Below are 16,670 nucleotides of genomic sequence, written 5' to 3'. Positions count from 1 at the left end.
AATATTCAAACACTCGTTTGATTTTCAAACACCTGTTTGATAACATCAAACATTATAGATATATTCGTGTTAAATACTATCCTGTATTGCATTAATTAACGATATTATTTATTTAAGCACGATTTGAGTGACGATATCGCTAGAAGGCGTTGACGTAAACCCCTTCTACAAGTAGTCTTCAAACCATTATTATAGCGTTAAGCTGGATTTTATTTAGTTTAATCAAGATTACCTACAACCAAAATAATCAGAGGCAACGATGAAAGTATTAGTACCCATCAAGCGCGTTATTGACTATAACGTAAAAGTACGTGTTAAAGCAGACAACTCCAATGTCGATCTTGCTAATGTAAAAATGGCAATTAATCCTTTTTGTGAAATCGCTGTTGAAGAAGCCGTGCGTTTAAAAGAAGCCGGCATAGCGACTGAAGTTATCGCCGTGTCTATTGGTAGTAAGTCTTGCCAAGAACAGTTACGAACAGCCCTAGCGTTAGGTGCTGATCGTGCGATTCAAATTGAGACAGATGAAAGCTTAGATTCAATCAACGTTGCTAAACTATTACAAAAAATAGTGGAAGAAGAACAACCACAACTTGTTATTCTTGGTAAGCAGTCAATCGACAGCGACAATAACCAAACAGGCCAAATGTTAGCGGCACTTACTGGTATGGCACAAGGCACATTTGCCTCTGCTATAAGCATTGATGGCGATAAAGTTAACGTTACTCGTGAGGTTGATAGCGGCTTACAAACCATCGCATTAAATTTACCTGCGATTGTAACCACTGACTTACGCTTAAATGAACCACGTTATGCGTCATTACCCAACATAATGAAAGCTAAACGCAAGCCACTGGTTGTTAAACCAGCAGCTGACTTTGGAATTGATTTAACAGCGCGCACTAATTTAATCAAAGTAACACCGCCTGCTGAACGCAAAGCTGGTATTATTGTTAAAAGCATTGATGAATTAGTAGAAAAATTAAAAAATGAAGCGAAGGTGATATCATGAGCATTTTAGTATTTGCCGAACACGATAATAGTGAATTAAAAGCCGATACACTAAAAACTGTTGCTGCAGCGCAAGCTATGGGTGGAGAGATCCACCTTTTAGTTGCCGGTCACAACTGCCAAGCCATTGCTGAAGCCGCAAGCAAAGTTAACGGTGTTTCAAAAGTGTTAGTGGCGGACAACGCCGCTTATGAACACCAACTGGCTGAAAATGTATCATTATTAGTGACTGAACTTGCAGCGGATTATACTCATATCATCGCTACGGCATTAACAACCGGCAAAAACTTTATGCCACGCGTTGCGGCGTTATTAGATGTTACGCAAATTTCAGACATTATTGCCGTAGAAAGTAGTGACACATTTGTCCGTCCTATATACGCAGGTAACGCGATTGCAACCGTACAAAGTTTAGATAACAAAAAAGTGATCACCGTTCGTTCTACAGGTTTTGATGCGGTAGCAACTGATGGTAATGCTGAAATTGTAGCTGTAGACCAAGTCACTGATGCCGGTATTTCTAGCTACGTAAGTGAAAAACTTTCTGTTTCAGAAAGACCTGAGCTCGGTGCCGCAAGTGTGATCGTCTCTGGTGGTCGTGGTATGCAAAATGGCGAAAACTTCAAACTACTTGATGGTATAGCTGATAAGTTAGGCGCAGCGATTGGCGCTTCTCGTGCTGCTGTTGATGCTGGTTTTGTAGCAAACGATATGCAAGTGGGTCAAACAGGCAAAATTGTTGCGCCTGACTTATATATAGCAGTAGGTATTTCAGGTGCTATTCAGCATTTAGCTGGTATGAAAGACTCTAAAGTCATTGTTGCGATTAATAAAGATGCCGAAGCACCAATCTTTCAGGTAGCCGATTACGGTTTAGTGGCTGATTTATTTGACGCTTTACCCGAATTAGAAAGTAAGCTTTAAGCTAACTTTTTAACTCTAAAAATCATGTATAATAAAACCACTCTAGTAGTGGTTTTATTTTATCCAAATTTTAGCAGTAAGGCCTATTTCATTAATTATCTGGTCTACTTTATATGCAGGTAAAACCGAGAAACGCAAGACATCTGTTCAATAACTAAAACAACTTGGTATAACTATGACAAAAAAATTTTCTAGCCTGAGTGACTTAGCAGGTGCCTTCGGTAAAAATATTGACGACACAGCCACTAAGCAAAATGATAACCATCAGGCTTTAGTCTATTCCACTGCTGAAGGCAGAATATCACAAACTAAGAGTGCTACGGTTACGCCATCTGACGGTTTTGCTAGAGTGCGTCGAGAAACTAAAGGTAGGAAAGGTAAAGGTGTTATCACCATTACCGGTTTAGGCTTAGATAATAAAGCCTTAAAAGAACTCGCCAAAAAAATCAAGAAAATCTGTGGCACTGGCGGTAGTGTGGTGGGTGAAATCATAGAAGTTCAAGGTGATAAACGCGAAGAAATAAAATTAGTACTGGAAAAAAATGGCTTTAAAGTCAAATTTATTGGTGGCTAAATAATCAACTAAAAACTATAGAGTAATATTATGAATCCAAATGAGTTATCTTTACTGGTTGTTGAGCCTTCTGACTTACAAAGAAAGATTATAATTAAAGAGTTAAAACAGCAAGGTATTACCCAAGTCGCAGAGGCTAAAAGTATTGCGGATGCTTATATAAGTGCCGAAAGATATCCACGTGATTTAATTACCAGCGCGATGTATTTTGATGATGGTAATGCAATAGAATTACTACATAAAATAAGAAATAATCCCGCTATTGCCAACACGCCTTTTATGCTGGTTACCAGCGAGCATCGCCATAAAAACTTAGAAGAATTTAAGCAGTCTGGTGTTATTGCTTTACTACCAAAACCTTTTACTTCTGACCACCTAGCAACAGCGATAAGCACAACTATTGATTTATTATCAACCGATGAATTAGAGCTTGATTACTTTGACGTTCATCAAGTGCGCGTTTTGCTCGTTGATGATAGTCGCCTGGCCAGAAACCATATTAAACGGGTACTTAACAACTTAGGTTTACTCAAAATAACCGAAGCAGTTAATGGCAATGAAGCCATTGCCTTATTGAAAGAAAATATGTTTGATCTTGTTGTTACTGACTACAATATGCCAGAAATTAATGGTCAAGAACTAACCCGATATATTCGTAATAAGAGCCAACAATCACATATCCCCATACTTATGGTAACTAGTGAGAGTAATCAAACCCATTTAGCGAATATACTCACTGAAGGCGTTACCGCGATGTGTAATAAACCCTTTGAGCCTGAGAACGTTAAGCAAATTCTTTATAAAATACTAGAAGATTAAATTATCTTCGCGACGTTAACCAATTGGTATTAGTTATTAATTATTAATGCCAAACTGCCGTAATTTCATAGCGATTTTGTTATGGGATACCTTTAATCGCTCTGCCAATTTACGTGTAGTGGGATAATAAGGATATAATGTGCTAATAAGCTGCTGTTCAAACTTTGCTTGCGCACTCGCCCAATCCTCCAGTTCATTTTCCACTTTAAATTCAACCGAACTAGTGACTTCAGGTTGTTTAAATTGCGCTAATGCAACACTAATATCTTGTGCAGAAATATCGCCATGTTCATTCAGTGCTACCGCTCTAAACAGCACGTTTTGTAATTCTCGAATATTACCCGGCCAACGATGTGACAAGAGTAACGCCATAGCACCTTTATCGATTGTCGGTTGCTGCAAGTTCATTTGTGTTGCCGCAAGCGCCACAAAATGATGCGCTATTAACGCAATATCTTCTACGCGTTCACGCAATGGTGGCGAATTTAAATTCAGTACATTTAAGCGATAAAACAAATCTTCTCTAAACTGATGCTTACTTATCATGGCTAACAAGTCTTGATGAGTCGCACTCAGCACTCTAACATTTGCTTGTAATTCTTTGGTACCACCCAAACGACGAAACCTAAAATCTTGTAAAAACCTTAATAACTTAGCCTGTAAATAAGGTGACATTTCAGCAATTTCATCTAAAAACAAGGTTCCACCTTCCGCTAACTCAAGTAACCCCGGTTTCCCACCCTTTTGCGCGCCGGTAAAAGCACCGTTGGCATAACCAAACAACTCACTTTCGAGTAAATGTTCAGGTAAAGTGGCACAATTTACCGCTAAAAATGGCGCTTGTTGACGATTACTCGCATTATGTAAAGCCCTGGCAACGAGCTCTTTACCCGTACCGGTTTCACCGTTAATTAATACCGGTAATTCCAACTCAGCAAAGCGAACTGTTTGCTCTTTAAGTAATTGAATGCGAGCAGACTGACCAATAATGTTATCAATTCCTTGAGCATCTCGCGTTTGCAGTATCGAAATTTGGCGACCTAAACTGGTGATTGATTTTAGCGATATAACAGCACCAGAGCTGTTTTCTTGTTCACTTATCGGGCTAATTTCTGCTAAGTAACTTTGCCCAGCAATATCAACATTTTGCGAACTTATTTTATCCAACAAAGGCAAAGCGATTTCTATCTCTAATAAGTGATTAACTTTAACCCCTTTGAGTTGCTCACCGAGTAATGGCGAGATACCTTTGTGGCGTTGATGATTGACTAACAGTTTTTCACTCGCTTTATTTAACGCCATCACACAAGCGTTTTCATCTATATCTATAATAGCGTCAGGTAAACGGTTTACTAATGCCCTTAAATGCCGCTCACGACTTTCTGATGGCAATAAATCAACTGCCCGACAGTGATTAACCCCCGCCACGCTCATTAATGATCGTTTTACTTTATTAAAACTTATGGTGCTTTTGGCCAAATGCACGAATATAAATTGTGAGCTCACTTCCACCGCTTGAATATCTAGCGCCAAACGGGTAAAAGTCGCCAATATTTCTTGGCTAATGCCCATTCGGTCTTCAGATTTTATTTCTATTCGCACATAAACTCCTTATCAATACCGTGCATTGTTGATTTTGTAATATTTAAGTTACATTGTAATAAATATATTACAATAAAGAAACATCAAGCAAAGCCTTAGCCAATAAGACTCTCTTGTCTACTTTAACAAACTGCCTTTATTAGTCACATAGAGTTGTAATAAAAATATTACAGCTTACTTATTAAAATCTAACTTAAAAAGATAACTTATTGATAAGAATAGCAATTTAATTATGGCCGTATAATTGCAAGTAAACATTGATAAGTGACTGACTTACAACTAACAGCTAACAACAATAATAATTATTCAATAGAAAAGGTATCCCATGTCAGAAAGCAAGCATATCGAAACGCAAGCAATTCATTCAGGCCGTATTAATGACGAACAATTTGGTTCATTAGCCACGCCACTTTATCAAACCTCTACTTTTATTTTTGATAACGCACAACAGGGCGCGGATAGATTTGCCGGCGAAGCTGAAGGCTACATATATAGCCGTTTAGGTAACCCTACAACTCGACAGTTAGAGATGCGAGTAGCGGCAATGGAAGGCATGGAAGACGCTGCCGCCACCGCTACTGGTATGGGTGCAGTCTCTGGTGCTTTACTGGCTAACTTATCTTGTGGCGATCATCTAATTTCATCAAAAGCGGTTTATGGTTGTTCATTTGCACTAATGAATCACCAACTTACTCGATGGGGCATTGAAGTTAGCTTTGTAGATATGGCAAACCCTGCTGAGATTGAGGCAGCAATAAAACCTAATACTAAGGTCATATTTCTAGAAACGCCGGTAAATCCTAATTTAGCGGTCTATGACTTGGCAATGGTGGGTGAGATAGCACAAAATCACAACATTATTTCTATCGTCGACAACACCTTTTTAACGCCAGTACTCCAGCAACCTAAAAAATACGGTATCGACATAGTAGTGCATAGCGCGACAAAATATTTAAACGGTCATGGTGATGTCGTTGCTGGTATTATTTGTGGTACCAGCGAAATGATCATGATGATCAAGATGACAGTATTAAAAGATATTGGTGCAACCATGAGTCCGCATGACGCATGGTTAATCATGCGAGGGCTTAAGACCCTGCCTATTCGTATGGAACGCCATTGCAGTAATGCTGAAAAAATAGCGGCATTTTTAGAAAGTAATGAAAAAGTAAGCCACGTTTATTATCCAGGCTTAAAAAGCCATCCTGGGCATAAATTTATTGGCTCGCAAATGAAAGCGGCTGGCGGTGTTATTGCCTTTGAAATTGATAGTGATTTAGCCGGTGGTAGTGACTTTATTAACCGTATGAAGTTATTTTCGATTGCGGTAAGTTTAGGGGACGCAGAATCACTTATTCAACATCCAGCCTCGATGACACATTCACCTTATACTCAAGAAGAGCGTTTAGCCGCCGGCATCAGTGATAGTTTAATTAGAATATCGGTTGGTCTTGAAAATGTTGATGATTTAATTGCCGACTTAACACAATCGCTTGCCATGATAAAATAATCATCTGCCCTCTATACCTGTACCTGTACCAATTCGAGGTGAAGATTTTCACCTCGAATTGGTACAGGTATAAATAATGCTAATTAGTTATCAGATGACAATATTGCTGATAGCTTAGGTATTATGCGAGTTTTGATAACTTCTAGCTCGTTATCTGTATAGGGTGTTAGCGCTTGCTGACCCCAAATCGGCTTTGGCCAACAGGCATCGTTTTCATAACGCACTATGTGGTGTAAATGCAATTGTGCTACGACATTGCCTAAAGCTGCCACATTCATTTTATCACCTTTAAATTCTTGCATAAGCACTTCACTTAACATGCTTGATTCATTTAATAATTGTTGCTGTTGTTGCCAGTCAAGTTGATATATATCCTGAATATCATCGACTTTTGGCACTAAAATAAACCAAGGGTAGGCACTGTCATTACACAGTAATAAACGAGAAAGTGGAAAATCAGCCATAACAAAACAGTCATTGGCTAATTGTGGATGTAATGTAAATTGCTCACTCATGTTGCTACCTTATCTTAATCTTATAATTAGACTTACTGATTAAACATATAATTAAAGGAATAACTAAAGTATTAATTATACCTTTAATTAATACTAACGTTTATTACGACGACCTCTGCCTCGGGCGACTTTTTTTGCTTCTCTGGCAGCAACTTTGTCTGCTTCAACTTTATCAAAATGCACCACCTCTGCCATCACCATTTCGGGTGTTTCAAAGGATATACCGCCTAAGGTTTTATCGCGAATTTCATTAATTAATATTTCAGAGGCTTTGTGAAAATCAATATGCCCACCGCTTTTAACACAACCACGGCGCTTGCCAATTGCTTCAATTAACTCAACTTCTTGTGCGGGCAGCTCTTCAATTTTATAACGTTCTTTTAAGCGCTCAGGGTAAGCGGCTAATAAATATTCTGCGGCAAAACAGGCAATTTCTTCATGGTCAAAGGCGGTATCTTTTACTGCGCTGGTAATGGCTAAACGATAACCACTATTTTCATTGACTATTTTCGGCCAAAGCATACCTGGGGTATCATATAAATATATGCCTTCATCTAAACGTATTCTTTGCTGACCTTTGGTTACTGCAGGCTCATTACCGACTTTAGCCTTAGCTTTACCGACTAGGGTGTTAATCAAGGTAGATTTGCCCACATTGGGAATGCCCATAATAACCGCATTAATTTGCTTACCGGCTTCATCTTTATTAGCGGCTAATTTTCGAATTAAGTTAGGAATAGTCTTGGCAACTGATGGTGACTCTGTAGTTAATGCAATCGCTTTTACGTTATGTTGAGACTCTAGATGGTTGAGCCATAACTCGGTAACTTTAGGGTCAGCTAAGTCTGATTTATTTAAAATTTTAATTAATGGTTTATCACCACGAATTTCAGTGATCATCGGGTTTTCGCTACTAAAAGGTAAACGCGCATCACAAACTTCAATCACCACATCAATTTGCGGTAAAATTTCTTTAATCTCTCTTTGGGCTTTATGCATATGCCCCGGGAACCAATTAATCGCCATAATAAATCTTTGATAAAATAAAAGCGATTTTATCACTGATGATTATGAAAAGCTGTTGAAAATCGATATTGTTTTTGACATCGTCTCTCCTTCACCTCAACGGACATCGAAGTACTAATGCAGGAGCAATTGCCGAGAGCGATGTAGATACTTAGTTGTTGTCTGAAATAAAAAACTGATTCTTCGTCATGAACATAAAAAAAGCGCTCTTAGAGCGCTTTTTTTATAATACCAATCTTACTCATTATCTGATCATTTCATCTGGTTAAAACAACCCACTACTGCGTTATTTATTTAGTCATTCTCGCTGCATGAATACAACTTATTAGACAATGCAGGCGCCTATTGTCCTAAACAACGAGTTATTAAAATAAATGCCTTATATTGGGCTGCTTTCACAGCGTATAAAGTAGACTAAATAATCAATGAAACGGTTATAACATTAATGTCCCGCTTTACTTCAAGATGCAGTTTCAGCATTTTTAAGTACCACGGGAGCTATTTAGGCTGTTTTTTTCGCCTTAGGCTTAGTTTTTGGCTTTGGCTTAGCTTTTGGCTTTGCTTTTGCTTTGACTACTTTTTTCTTAGCAAGCTCTTCAACCCACTTGTCATCAACATATTTAGCATTCCAACCCGTTGCTTTGCTTTCAACTTCAGTCATAACATACTGTGACTTGGTTTTTCGGCTATAACGTACAACAGCTAAGTTACCTTCTGGATCTTGCACTGGCGCATCAGCAAGGTAATAGAACTTTGCTGAAATCCTATCGCGAAAACGTGCTAATTCAGCCACTTTAGGCGCACGTGTTTCTCGTGATTTAGGAAAGGTATTAGCGGCTAAAAAGATGCCTGCAGCACCATCGCGTAACACAAAATGTGCTTCGGACTTTTCACACGCTAATTCAGGTAATTGTACGGGATCTTCTTTAGGTGGCGCGGCTTCACCACTGGCTAATAATTTACGGGTGTTTTTACACTCGCTGTTAGTACAATCAAAATACTTACCAAAACGGCCTGACTTTAATTCCATTTCAGCATTACAACGATCACATTCTAAAATAGGTCCATCATAACCTTTAAGTTTAAACTCACCTTTTTCTAATTCTAAACCGTCGCAGACCGGATTATTACCACAAACATGCAATTTGCGTGTTTCGTCAATCAGGTAACTGTCCATTGCCGTGCCACATTTTTTACAACGGTGCATAGCACGTAACGCATCGGTTTCTTGATCTTCAGCTAAAATACTAACCGCTTCTTCACCAGGCGTTAAGTTCATGGTGGTAGTACAACGCTCTTTGGGCGGTAATGCATAACCAGAACAGCCTAAAAAAACACCCGTAGAGCCAGTTCTAATGCCCATTTTACGACCACAAGTTGGACAGTCAATTTCGGTGATAATCGGCTCATTATTACGCATACCACCTTCTTCAGAAGGTTTGTCGGCAAGTTCTAGCTGCTCAGTAAAGCTTTTATAGAAACCGTTTAAGACATCTTTCCAGTTACTTTTTCCTTCAGCAACTTCATCCAACTCCTGCTCCATATTAGCAGTAAAGTCATAATTCATTAACTTTTTAAAGCTACCCGATAAGCTCTCGGTAACGATTTCGCCCATTTTTTCTGCATAAAAGCGTTTTTTGTCTAAACGCACATAACCGCGATCTTGAATGGTAGAAATAATTGACGCATAAGTAGAAGGACGACCAATTGAGCGTTTTTCTAATTCTTTAACTAACGATGCCTCACCAAAACGTGCTGGCGGCTTAGTAAAGTTTTGCGCTGGATTTAACTGTTGCAGCGTTAATACTTCACCTACGGCTAAATCAGGTAAATGGGTATCATCACCCTTTGATAGTTGCGGATGAACACGTGTCCAACCGTCAAATTGCATTACACGCCCTTTCGCTTTTAAATCAAAGCCAGAAGCGTCAACAGTAATCGTACTTACCGTGTAACGTGCTGCTGTCATTTGACAAGCTACAAATTGGCGCCAAATTAATTCGTATAATTTTTTCGCATCTGCATCAACATCAGTGATGAAGGCCGCTTCAAGTTTAACGTTTGATGGGCGAATAGCCTCATGCGCTTCTTGAGCATTACCTTTACTGGTGTAGATTTTCGCTTTTTCTGGTAAATAATTTTCACCAAAATTATCAGCAATATAACCACGACAAGTTTCAACCGCATCTTTACTTAAATTGGTCGAGTCGGTACGCATATAGGTAATATGGCCAGCTTCGTACAAGCGTTGCGCAAGCCCCATGGTACGTTTAACACCAAAACCTAATTTAGTACTAGCCGCCTGCTGTAATGTCGAGGTAATAAACGGTGCTGATGGTGTACTTTTTGACGGTTTATCTTCACGTTTACTGACCGTGTAAGCCGATGATTTTAAAACCGCTAACGCTTTATTAGTATCGGTTTCATTGGTTGGCTTAAAAGCTTTACCCTGGTCATGAGTAACATCTAATGCAAAATCGCTACCTACAGAAGTTTGCGTATCAGCACTAACTTCCCAATATTCTTTCGGATCAAAGGCTTTAATTTCATGCTCTTTTTCCACCACAAGTTTAACGGCAACCGATTGCACACGGCCAGCTGATAAGCCTCGGGCCACTTTTTTCCACAGTAATGGGCTAACCATAAAGCCAACAATACGATCTAAAAATCGTCGCGCTTGTTGGGCATTAACGCCAGGCATACTTAATTCGCCAGGCGCAGAAAACGCTTGTTGAATGGCATTTTCAGTAATTTCGTTGAAAACTACCCGTTTAAATTTAGCGTCATCGCCACCAATAATCTCTTTTAAGTGCCATGCAATTGCCTCACCCTCTCTATCCAAATCGGTTGCGAGATAGATAGTGTCAGCGGTGCTGGCAAGTTTGATTAATTCAGCGACAACTTTTTCTTTGCCTTCCAATATTTGATAATTCGCGGCCCAATCATTATCAGGGTCAATGCCCATGCGATTAACGAGTGCAAGTTTATCGCGTTTCTGCTTATATTTGGCTTTTGCCGCAGGCGCCATTTTTCTCACTTCAGCAGGCGATTTTGCCGCTACTTTTTTACCGGTGCTACTATGCGGTAGGTCACGAACGTGACCGACACTAGATTTAACAATAAAATCTTTACCAAGGTACTTGTTAATTGTTTTCGCTTTGGCTGGCGATTCCACAATGACCAGAGATTTTGCCATATTATTTTATATTCCTACTAAGCTGACCATGTCAGTTGCGCCACAGTTATTTGCATTGAGTGACTCAATATTGCGCGAGCAAAATATTAAGTCAAAATTGCTTTGATGAATAAAACTGAGACGTAAAATTAAATTTGAGACTGAAATTACTATTAGATATATCTGTAAATTAGCAAGCTGACAAGCAAAAAATATTATATATGTGCCTTTTTACAACTTTTAGCTATAATGACGCGAACTTTTCGGCGCCATCATAATCGACTTTTTAGCAAAAATTAAGGGCTGAAAGAGAAATAACTGTACTTTATGGCCAGTAATAACAATTTTTTACCATCACTCCAGGTAGTTTGCGTTCATTTAAGTGAATTTCAATACCTTTTAATAGGAAGAGAATATACATGACAACTTCATGGTCAACATTTAAAAATAAAATCAACCAATGCTTATGTCCACCAGGAAACGGCGTGTTTACCGTCAACACAGCCAAAGAGCGTAAAGAGCGATTGCACAAAGCCTTATTTGGCCAATCAGACAATATTGAGTCACTATGGCAGCAAAGTGTTGAAACACTGCCACAATCGACTAATGCAGTGATTCTAGGCATTGCGTCGGACTGTGGTGGCGGGATTTTACGTGGTGCTAACTGGGGGCCCTTATTTGTTCGCTCAACGTTGTTAGAACAATACCCTGAATTAAATGCCTTTGATTTAGGTGACGTGCGCGTTATTCCGCATTTGTTACATGACAAATATCTTAATGAGGCAACCATTGCCAATTGTCGCAAAGCACTTTATCAAGATGAGAGTAGCGAGTTCCCTGTAAGTCCGTTGTCAATCACAGAAGATGTATTACACGACTTTTATGCCGAATTTCCTGACAAAGGCATATTTGGTATTGGCGGTGATCATTCGGTTAGTTACCCATTAGCAAAAGCCTATTTACAAGCGAAGAAAAAACAAGGTATTCGTGCGGCTATTATTCACTTTGACGCTCATACCGATTTGTTGGTTGAACGTTTAGGTATCGACTTATGCTTTGGCTCGTGGTGTACACACATTTTAGACGATTTAACTGCCCGTCGCGATCTAATTCAAATCGGCATTCGCTCAAGTGGCAAACCTAAATCACATTGGGAAGGTACTTTTGGCGTTAAACAGCATTGGGCACATGAACTTAAAGAGCAAGGCGTTGCAGCGATTATTGAAAAAATAATCAAGCAATTAAAAGCGGATAACGTTGATGAAATTTATGTCAGCTTTGATATTGACGCACTAGATGAAAGCTATGCAGCAGCAACAGGCACCCCTGAGCCTGATGGCTTATCACCCAACGAGTCAATGCAAATATTGCGCGCGATCGCCGCTCAGTATCCGATTACCGGCGCCGACATGATGGAAATTGCTCCCTTTACTGATAGCACAGGTTTAGGTGCAGTAAGTCGTGATAAAACCCTGGCCGCAGGTGCTGAAATTTCAGCTTTTTTGATTGAAGAGATGAATAAGTAGTTTATATTTCACATAACTATTAATAATAGTATCGATTAATAAAAGATATGAAAAAGGCTCCTTCTGGAGCCTTTTTATTGAGCAGAGTTAATTATATTTATGGTGTTATATTAATAATTGCAACCGTGTAAGAGGTCGCTACACCTAAAGGTGTTCTTACGGTAACTACAAGTGGTCCACTTATGGTTTGATCTTTAACCCCCTCTACAGTAACAGGAAAACTGATACCACCATTAAAGTTTGTATTAGGCCAAACATATGAACTTATGCCTTTAATTGAACCTACTGCAGCATCAAATGTAACTGTTGTACCTGCAGGCATAGGTTGATTATGAAAGTCCGCAATAGTAACTGCAGCTGCTGCGGTATCATCTTGACTTATGTTAATACTTGCTCCATTTTTAGGACTAGTCGTAGTAAAGCTTGGAGTGCTGTCGGACATAATTAAGACAAGTGAACCTCTTACCTTAATAGACTTATCAGTACCACAGTTATCAGCATCACCACACAATGAGCCATTGTATTTGCTATCTTTTAAATCAAATACGTTATTTGGGGTATTAACTTTTGAATTAAAGTCATCAAATTTCTCTTGTTCTCCACCCGTTTCACCATCACCTGCGCTTGATTGTGGGTTGTAAATACCATCTTCATTGTAATCAATAAAAGATTCAGATACATCGTAAGCCTGTCCATTAACATCTAACCCTGTATTACCCTCGACTCCTAGAAAGGCATCTTTTTCAATCTGGTCATAAAGACCATTACCATTAAAATCTGGGAATGACTCTTCACCAATAGCGGTGGCTAAAATAGTCACTCTACCACCATATTTTTGAGCCATAAAGTTGGTAGCTTGTGGAGAAGAACTATTAACTCTTGATGAGAAAGTTGTTCCGTCAGCAATACCTAACTCAGCAAACAGAGTACTAGTACCTACCCCATTTGTTATTTTAATATTGAGTCTAGTCGGTGATTTAAGCAGCAGATAACTGTCTCCAGCATAAACCAACTTAGCAGCAACTACAGAAGATTCAGTTAGCGCCATGTTAATTTCGTTAACTATGTCATCAGCATTAGTAAAATTAGCATCAAGAGTTACTGAATCTGTGCCGTCAACTGTTTTCACATCAAAAATAATATCATTAACCGTAAAATCTCTACCTGCTGAAATATTGTTAAGCCCTAATACTCGAGTAGCATTGTTATAATAAGTGATGCCGTTAGTTATGCCTAAAACATCAAAAGTGGTAACCGAGCCAGGAGAAATATCTGTAATCTTGATATCTAAACCCTCTGTTGAGATAAGTTCAAATAAACCCTCAAAACCAGACACCGCTTTAATACCCGAATTATTCAGTAAAATATTAGTTGCAGAGAGTAGTTCAGCTTTAGATGTAAAGTTACTACTTAACGATACGTCATCAGAGCCATTCGTCGTATTTACTGAAAAAATAATTTCTTTATCAGTAAAATCAAAACCTTTACTGATATCAACAGTACCTTTAATTAATGTTGGCCCGTCATTTACTTCACCTAACTCCTGTCCTTCTGGTCTGACATTTTGACTAGTCCAAATAACGGCACATACCCCATTAGTGGTAACACAAGAATCTTCAATTACGCCACCTTCAGTGGTAAAAGCAACCGCTGTTCCGTCAGGCACAGGGTTATTAAAAGCATCTGCTAGCCTTGCTGTAATAGTGACTTTTGTACCATCAATATTCCAAGCTTCTGGATTAAGTATATTTGCAAATAAGCTAAAACTGTCTTGATCTGGAATACCAGTTGAAATAACTAACAGGTTAGATTGTGTAAAAATTGACGAGTCCTCATCTAACTCAGCTCTGACACGAACACTAGTGTGTACTGTGCCTGAATTAACAATAGTTTGAACCAAACCATTACTATCAGTTGTTGCAACTTTTGGGCTCAAGCCAATACCACCCACGCCAGTATTCAATAAAAAGTTAACGTCTTTATTAGCAACAAGATCACCGTTAGTATCTTTCACCCTAAAGACTACTGTTGAGCTTTCAATGCCGCCAACACCTTTCAAACTGATATTTGTCGGTGTTGCAGAAATAAATTCAATACTGCCTGAATCGGGTGAAGCAATTGACACAGTACCTGTGGCTGACAAAACGCTGCCACCAATATTAGCTGTTGCGGTAACAATATCGTTACCTTCACAGCCTTGTGCTAAATAAGTGCTTTGAGCAAGACCTACAATAGTTACAATAGGTGAATCAACTTTTGCAGTTGCTGGTGTTAGTCTACTGCAACCAGAAGTAAAGCTAACTTCAACTGTTTCAGTGGTAAACAATACAGCAGGTGTACTTACTGAAGCATTTGATACATCCCAAATGCTTACAGACAAACCAGCTGTAGCACCCGCAGAAATATCACCGACTGGCACATCAATTAGTCCATCAGGTAAACCAGTAGTGCTATCGATGGCATTACCCATACTAAGAGATGATGCACCAATTGAAAAAACTAACTGCTCTGACTCACCAGTAACTAATTGCGCTATAACCGTACCGGCACCTAAAGAATTGCCAGCTAAAAGATCAACAGTTGCAATATATCCATTACCTGTTGTTGCTATTGCTGTTTGAACGGGAATAGTACCTAGGTCAGTTGTGAAAGTAACGATAACAGCTTTACTCACCCCAGTAACTGTAGCAACTAATTTACCCGAAGATATACTACTTATTTGTTCGACTTCATTACCGTTAGTATCTGTTAAGATTAGGCTTATATTAAAACCTGAGCCAACACTATTGCCTTCAGTAAAGAAGCCTTGCGTAACCACATCACCTGCACTAGAGCTCGCGGTTACCACACCAGCACCGCGCACGGTCCCAGCCGATAGCGTAATGGTGGCATCACCAGTGCTATTAGTCAGTACCGTGCCGGTTTTAGGATCAAACAGACCTAAAGTGGAAGTAAAACTGATCACTTCATTGGCTAAATCGCTGCCATCTGAGGCTTCAAAATGGATGGTAATGTTACCCGGGCTGGCATTAGTAATTGAGGTGTTATTGGTAAAACTGGTAATGGTTAATGCATTGCCGTCTTCAGCTGAGCTATCACCTTGTGTAAAGAAGCCTTGTGTCACTGCATCACCTGCACTAGAGCTGGCGGTTACCACACCAGCACCGCGCACGGTCCCAGCCGATAGCGTAATGGTGGCATCACCGGTGCTATTAGTCAGTACCGTGCCGGTTTTAGGATCGAACAGACCTAAAGTGGAAGTAAAACTGATCACTTCATTGGCTAAATCGCTACCATCTGAGGCTTCAAAATGAATGGTAATGTTACCCGGGCTGGCATTAGTAATTGAGGTGTTATTGGTAAAACTGGTAATAGTTAATGCATTGCCGTCTTCTTCTGAGCCATCACCTTGTGTAAAGAAGCCTTGTGTCACTGCATCACCTGCACTAGAGCTGGCGGTTACCACACCGGCACCGCGCACGGTCCCAGCTAATAGCGTAATGGTGGCATCACCGGTGCTATTAGTCAGTACCGTGCCGGCTTTAGGATCAAACAGACCTAAAGTGGAAGTAAAACTGATCACTTCATTGGCTAAATCGCTGCCATCTGAGGCTTCAAAATGAATGGTAATGTTACCCGGGCTGGCATTAGTAATTGAGGTGTTATTGGTAAAACTGGTAATAGTTAATGCATTGCCGTCTTCTTCTGAGCTATCACCTTGTGTAAAGAAGCCTTGTGTGACTGCATCACCTGCACTAGAGCTGGCGGTTACCACACCAGCACCGCGCACGGTCCCAGCCGATAGCGTAATGGTGGCATCACCGGTGCTATTAGTCAGTACCGTGCCGGTTTTAGGATCAAACAGACCTAAAGTGGAAGTAAAACTGATCACTTCATTGGCTAAATCGCTGCCATCTGAGGCTTCAAAATGGATGGTAATGTTACCCGGGCTGGCATTAGTAATTGAGGTGTTATTGGTAAAACTGGT

At 39.6% G+C, this 16,670-nt stretch carries 11 protein-coding genes; 6 read left to right on the top strand and 5 right to left on the bottom strand.

Annotated features, from left to right (window positions below; translation table 11 throughout):
- The first annotated feature begins 259 nt into the window (after positions 1 to 259).
- From ESZ39_RS06545 to ESZ39_RS06530, 4 genes are all read left to right on the top strand, one after another.
- Entirely contained in the window at positions 260 to 1,012 is a 753-nt protein-coding gene (locus ESZ39_RS06545) for an electron transfer flavoprotein subunit beta/FixA family protein (RefSeq protein WP_146879112.1), read from the top strand.
- A complete protein-coding gene (locus ESZ39_RS06540; protein WP_146879111.1) occupies positions 1,009 to 1,935 on the top strand; it encodes an electron transfer flavoprotein subunit alpha/FixB family protein in 927 nt (308 codons plus the stop codon). The genes ESZ39_RS06545 and ESZ39_RS06540 overlap by 4 nt, the downstream gene beginning before the upstream one ends.
- A 175-nt stretch (positions 1,936 to 2,110) precedes the next feature.
- Positions 2,111 to 2,509 (top strand): translation initiation factor, encoded by a 399-nt coding sequence (locus ESZ39_RS06535; RefSeq protein ID WP_146879110.1) that lies wholly within the window; start codon positions 2,111 to 2,113, stop codon positions 2,507 to 2,509.
- Positions 2,510 to 2,539: 30 nt separating this feature from the next.
- Positions 2,540 to 3,328: a response regulator gene (locus ESZ39_RS06530; RefSeq protein WP_146879109.1), complete on the top strand. Its 789-nt coding sequence runs from the start codon at positions 2,540 to 2,542 to the stop codon at positions 3,326 to 3,328.
- Positions 3,329 to 3,364: 36 nt separating this feature from the next.
- On the opposite strand, the gene ESZ39_RS06525 is transcribed toward ESZ39_RS06530, so the two are convergent.
- Positions 3,365 to 4,930 (bottom strand): sigma 54-interacting transcriptional regulator, encoded by a 1,566-nt coding sequence (locus ESZ39_RS06525; RefSeq protein ID WP_146879108.1) that lies wholly within the window; start codon positions 4,928 to 4,930, stop codon positions 3,365 to 3,367.
- Positions 4,931 to 5,255: 325 nt separating this feature from the next.
- Between ESZ39_RS06525 and megL the strand changes: the two genes are divergently transcribed.
- A complete protein-coding gene (gene megL / locus ESZ39_RS06520) occupies positions 5,256 to 6,440 on the top strand; it encodes a methionine gamma-lyase (RefSeq protein WP_146879107.1) in 1,185 nt (394 codons plus the stop codon).
- Between the two features lie 83 nt (positions 6,441 to 6,523).
- On the opposite strand, the gene ESZ39_RS06515 is transcribed toward megL, so the two are convergent.
- The 3 genes from ESZ39_RS06515 to topA form a co-directional block, all read right to left on the bottom strand.
- Entirely contained in the window at positions 6,524 to 6,955 is a 432-nt protein-coding gene (locus ESZ39_RS06515) for an HIT domain-containing protein (protein WP_146879106.1), read from the bottom strand.
- 93 nt (positions 6,956 to 7,048) lie between these two features.
- The gene (gene ylqF, locus ESZ39_RS06510) at positions 7,049 to 7,981 is read right to left on the bottom strand and encodes a ribosome biogenesis GTPase YlqF (protein ID WP_146879105.1); all 933 of its coding nucleotides are present in this window, start codon (positions 7,979 to 7,981) and stop codon (positions 7,049 to 7,051) included.
- A 502-nt stretch (positions 7,982 to 8,483) separates the two neighbouring features.
- The gene (topA, locus tag ESZ39_RS06505; RefSeq protein ID WP_146879104.1) at positions 8,484 to 11,177 is read right to left on the bottom strand and encodes a type I DNA topoisomerase; all 2,694 of its coding nucleotides are present in this window, start codon (positions 11,175 to 11,177) and stop codon (positions 8,484 to 8,486) included.
- Positions 11,178 to 11,575: 398 nt separating this feature from the next.
- Between topA and ESZ39_RS06500 the strand changes: the two genes are divergently transcribed.
- Complete coding sequence (locus ESZ39_RS06500; protein ID WP_146879103.1) at positions 11,576 to 12,682, top strand: arginase family protein; 1,107 nt, start codon at positions 11,576 to 11,578, stop codon at positions 12,680 to 12,682.
- A gap of 97 nt (positions 12,683 to 12,779) precedes the next feature.
- Here the strand turns inward: ESZ39_RS06500 and ESZ39_RS17745 are convergent.
- The coding region (locus tag ESZ39_RS17745) for a beta strand repeat-containing protein (protein ID WP_411266859.1) at positions 12,780 to 16,670 on the bottom strand (3,891 nt) is incomplete at its 5' end.

Source organism: Colwellia sp. C1TZA3, assembly GCF_007954265.1.
GTDB lineage: Bacteria > Pseudomonadota > Gammaproteobacteria > Enterobacterales > Alteromonadaceae > Cognaticolwellia.
The sequence above is the reverse complement of the archived record's forward strand: the minus strand, read 5'-3'. Positions and strand labels throughout refer to the sequence as shown.

Excerpts from the sequence above, each read along its gene's own strand:
- ESZ39_RS06545 (WP_146879112.1), top strand. The coding sequence starts at position 260 with ATGAAAGTATTAGTACCCATCAAGCGCGTTATTGACTATAACGTAAAA.
- ESZ39_RS06540 (WP_146879111.1), top strand. The coding sequence starts at position 1,009 with ATGAGCATTTTAGTATTTGCCGAACACGATAATAGTGAATTAAAAGCC.
- ESZ39_RS06535 (WP_146879110.1), top strand. The coding sequence starts at position 2,111 with ATGACAAAAAAATTTTCTAGCCTGAGTGACTTAGCAGGTGCCTTCGGT.
- ESZ39_RS06530 (WP_146879109.1), top strand. The coding sequence starts at position 2,540 with ATGAATCCAAATGAGTTATCTTTACTGGTTGTTGAGCCTTCTGACTTA.
- megL (WP_146879107.1), top strand. The coding sequence starts at position 5,256 with ATGTCAGAAAGCAAGCATATCGAAACGCAAGCAATTCATTCAGGCCGT.
- ESZ39_RS06515 (WP_146879106.1), bottom strand. The coding sequence starts at position 6,955 with ATGAGTGAGCAATTTACATTACATCCACAATTAGCCAATGACTGTTTT.
- ylqF (WP_146879105.1), bottom strand. The coding sequence starts at position 7,981 with ATGGCGATTAATTGGTTCCCGGGGCATATGCATAAAGCCCAAAGAGAG.
- topA (WP_146879104.1), bottom strand. The coding sequence starts at position 11,177 with ATGGCAAAATCTCTGGTCATTGTGGAATCGCCAGCCAAAGCGAAAACA.
- ESZ39_RS06500 (WP_146879103.1), top strand. The coding sequence starts at position 11,576 with ATGACAACTTCATGGTCAACATTTAAAAATAAAATCAACCAATGCTTA.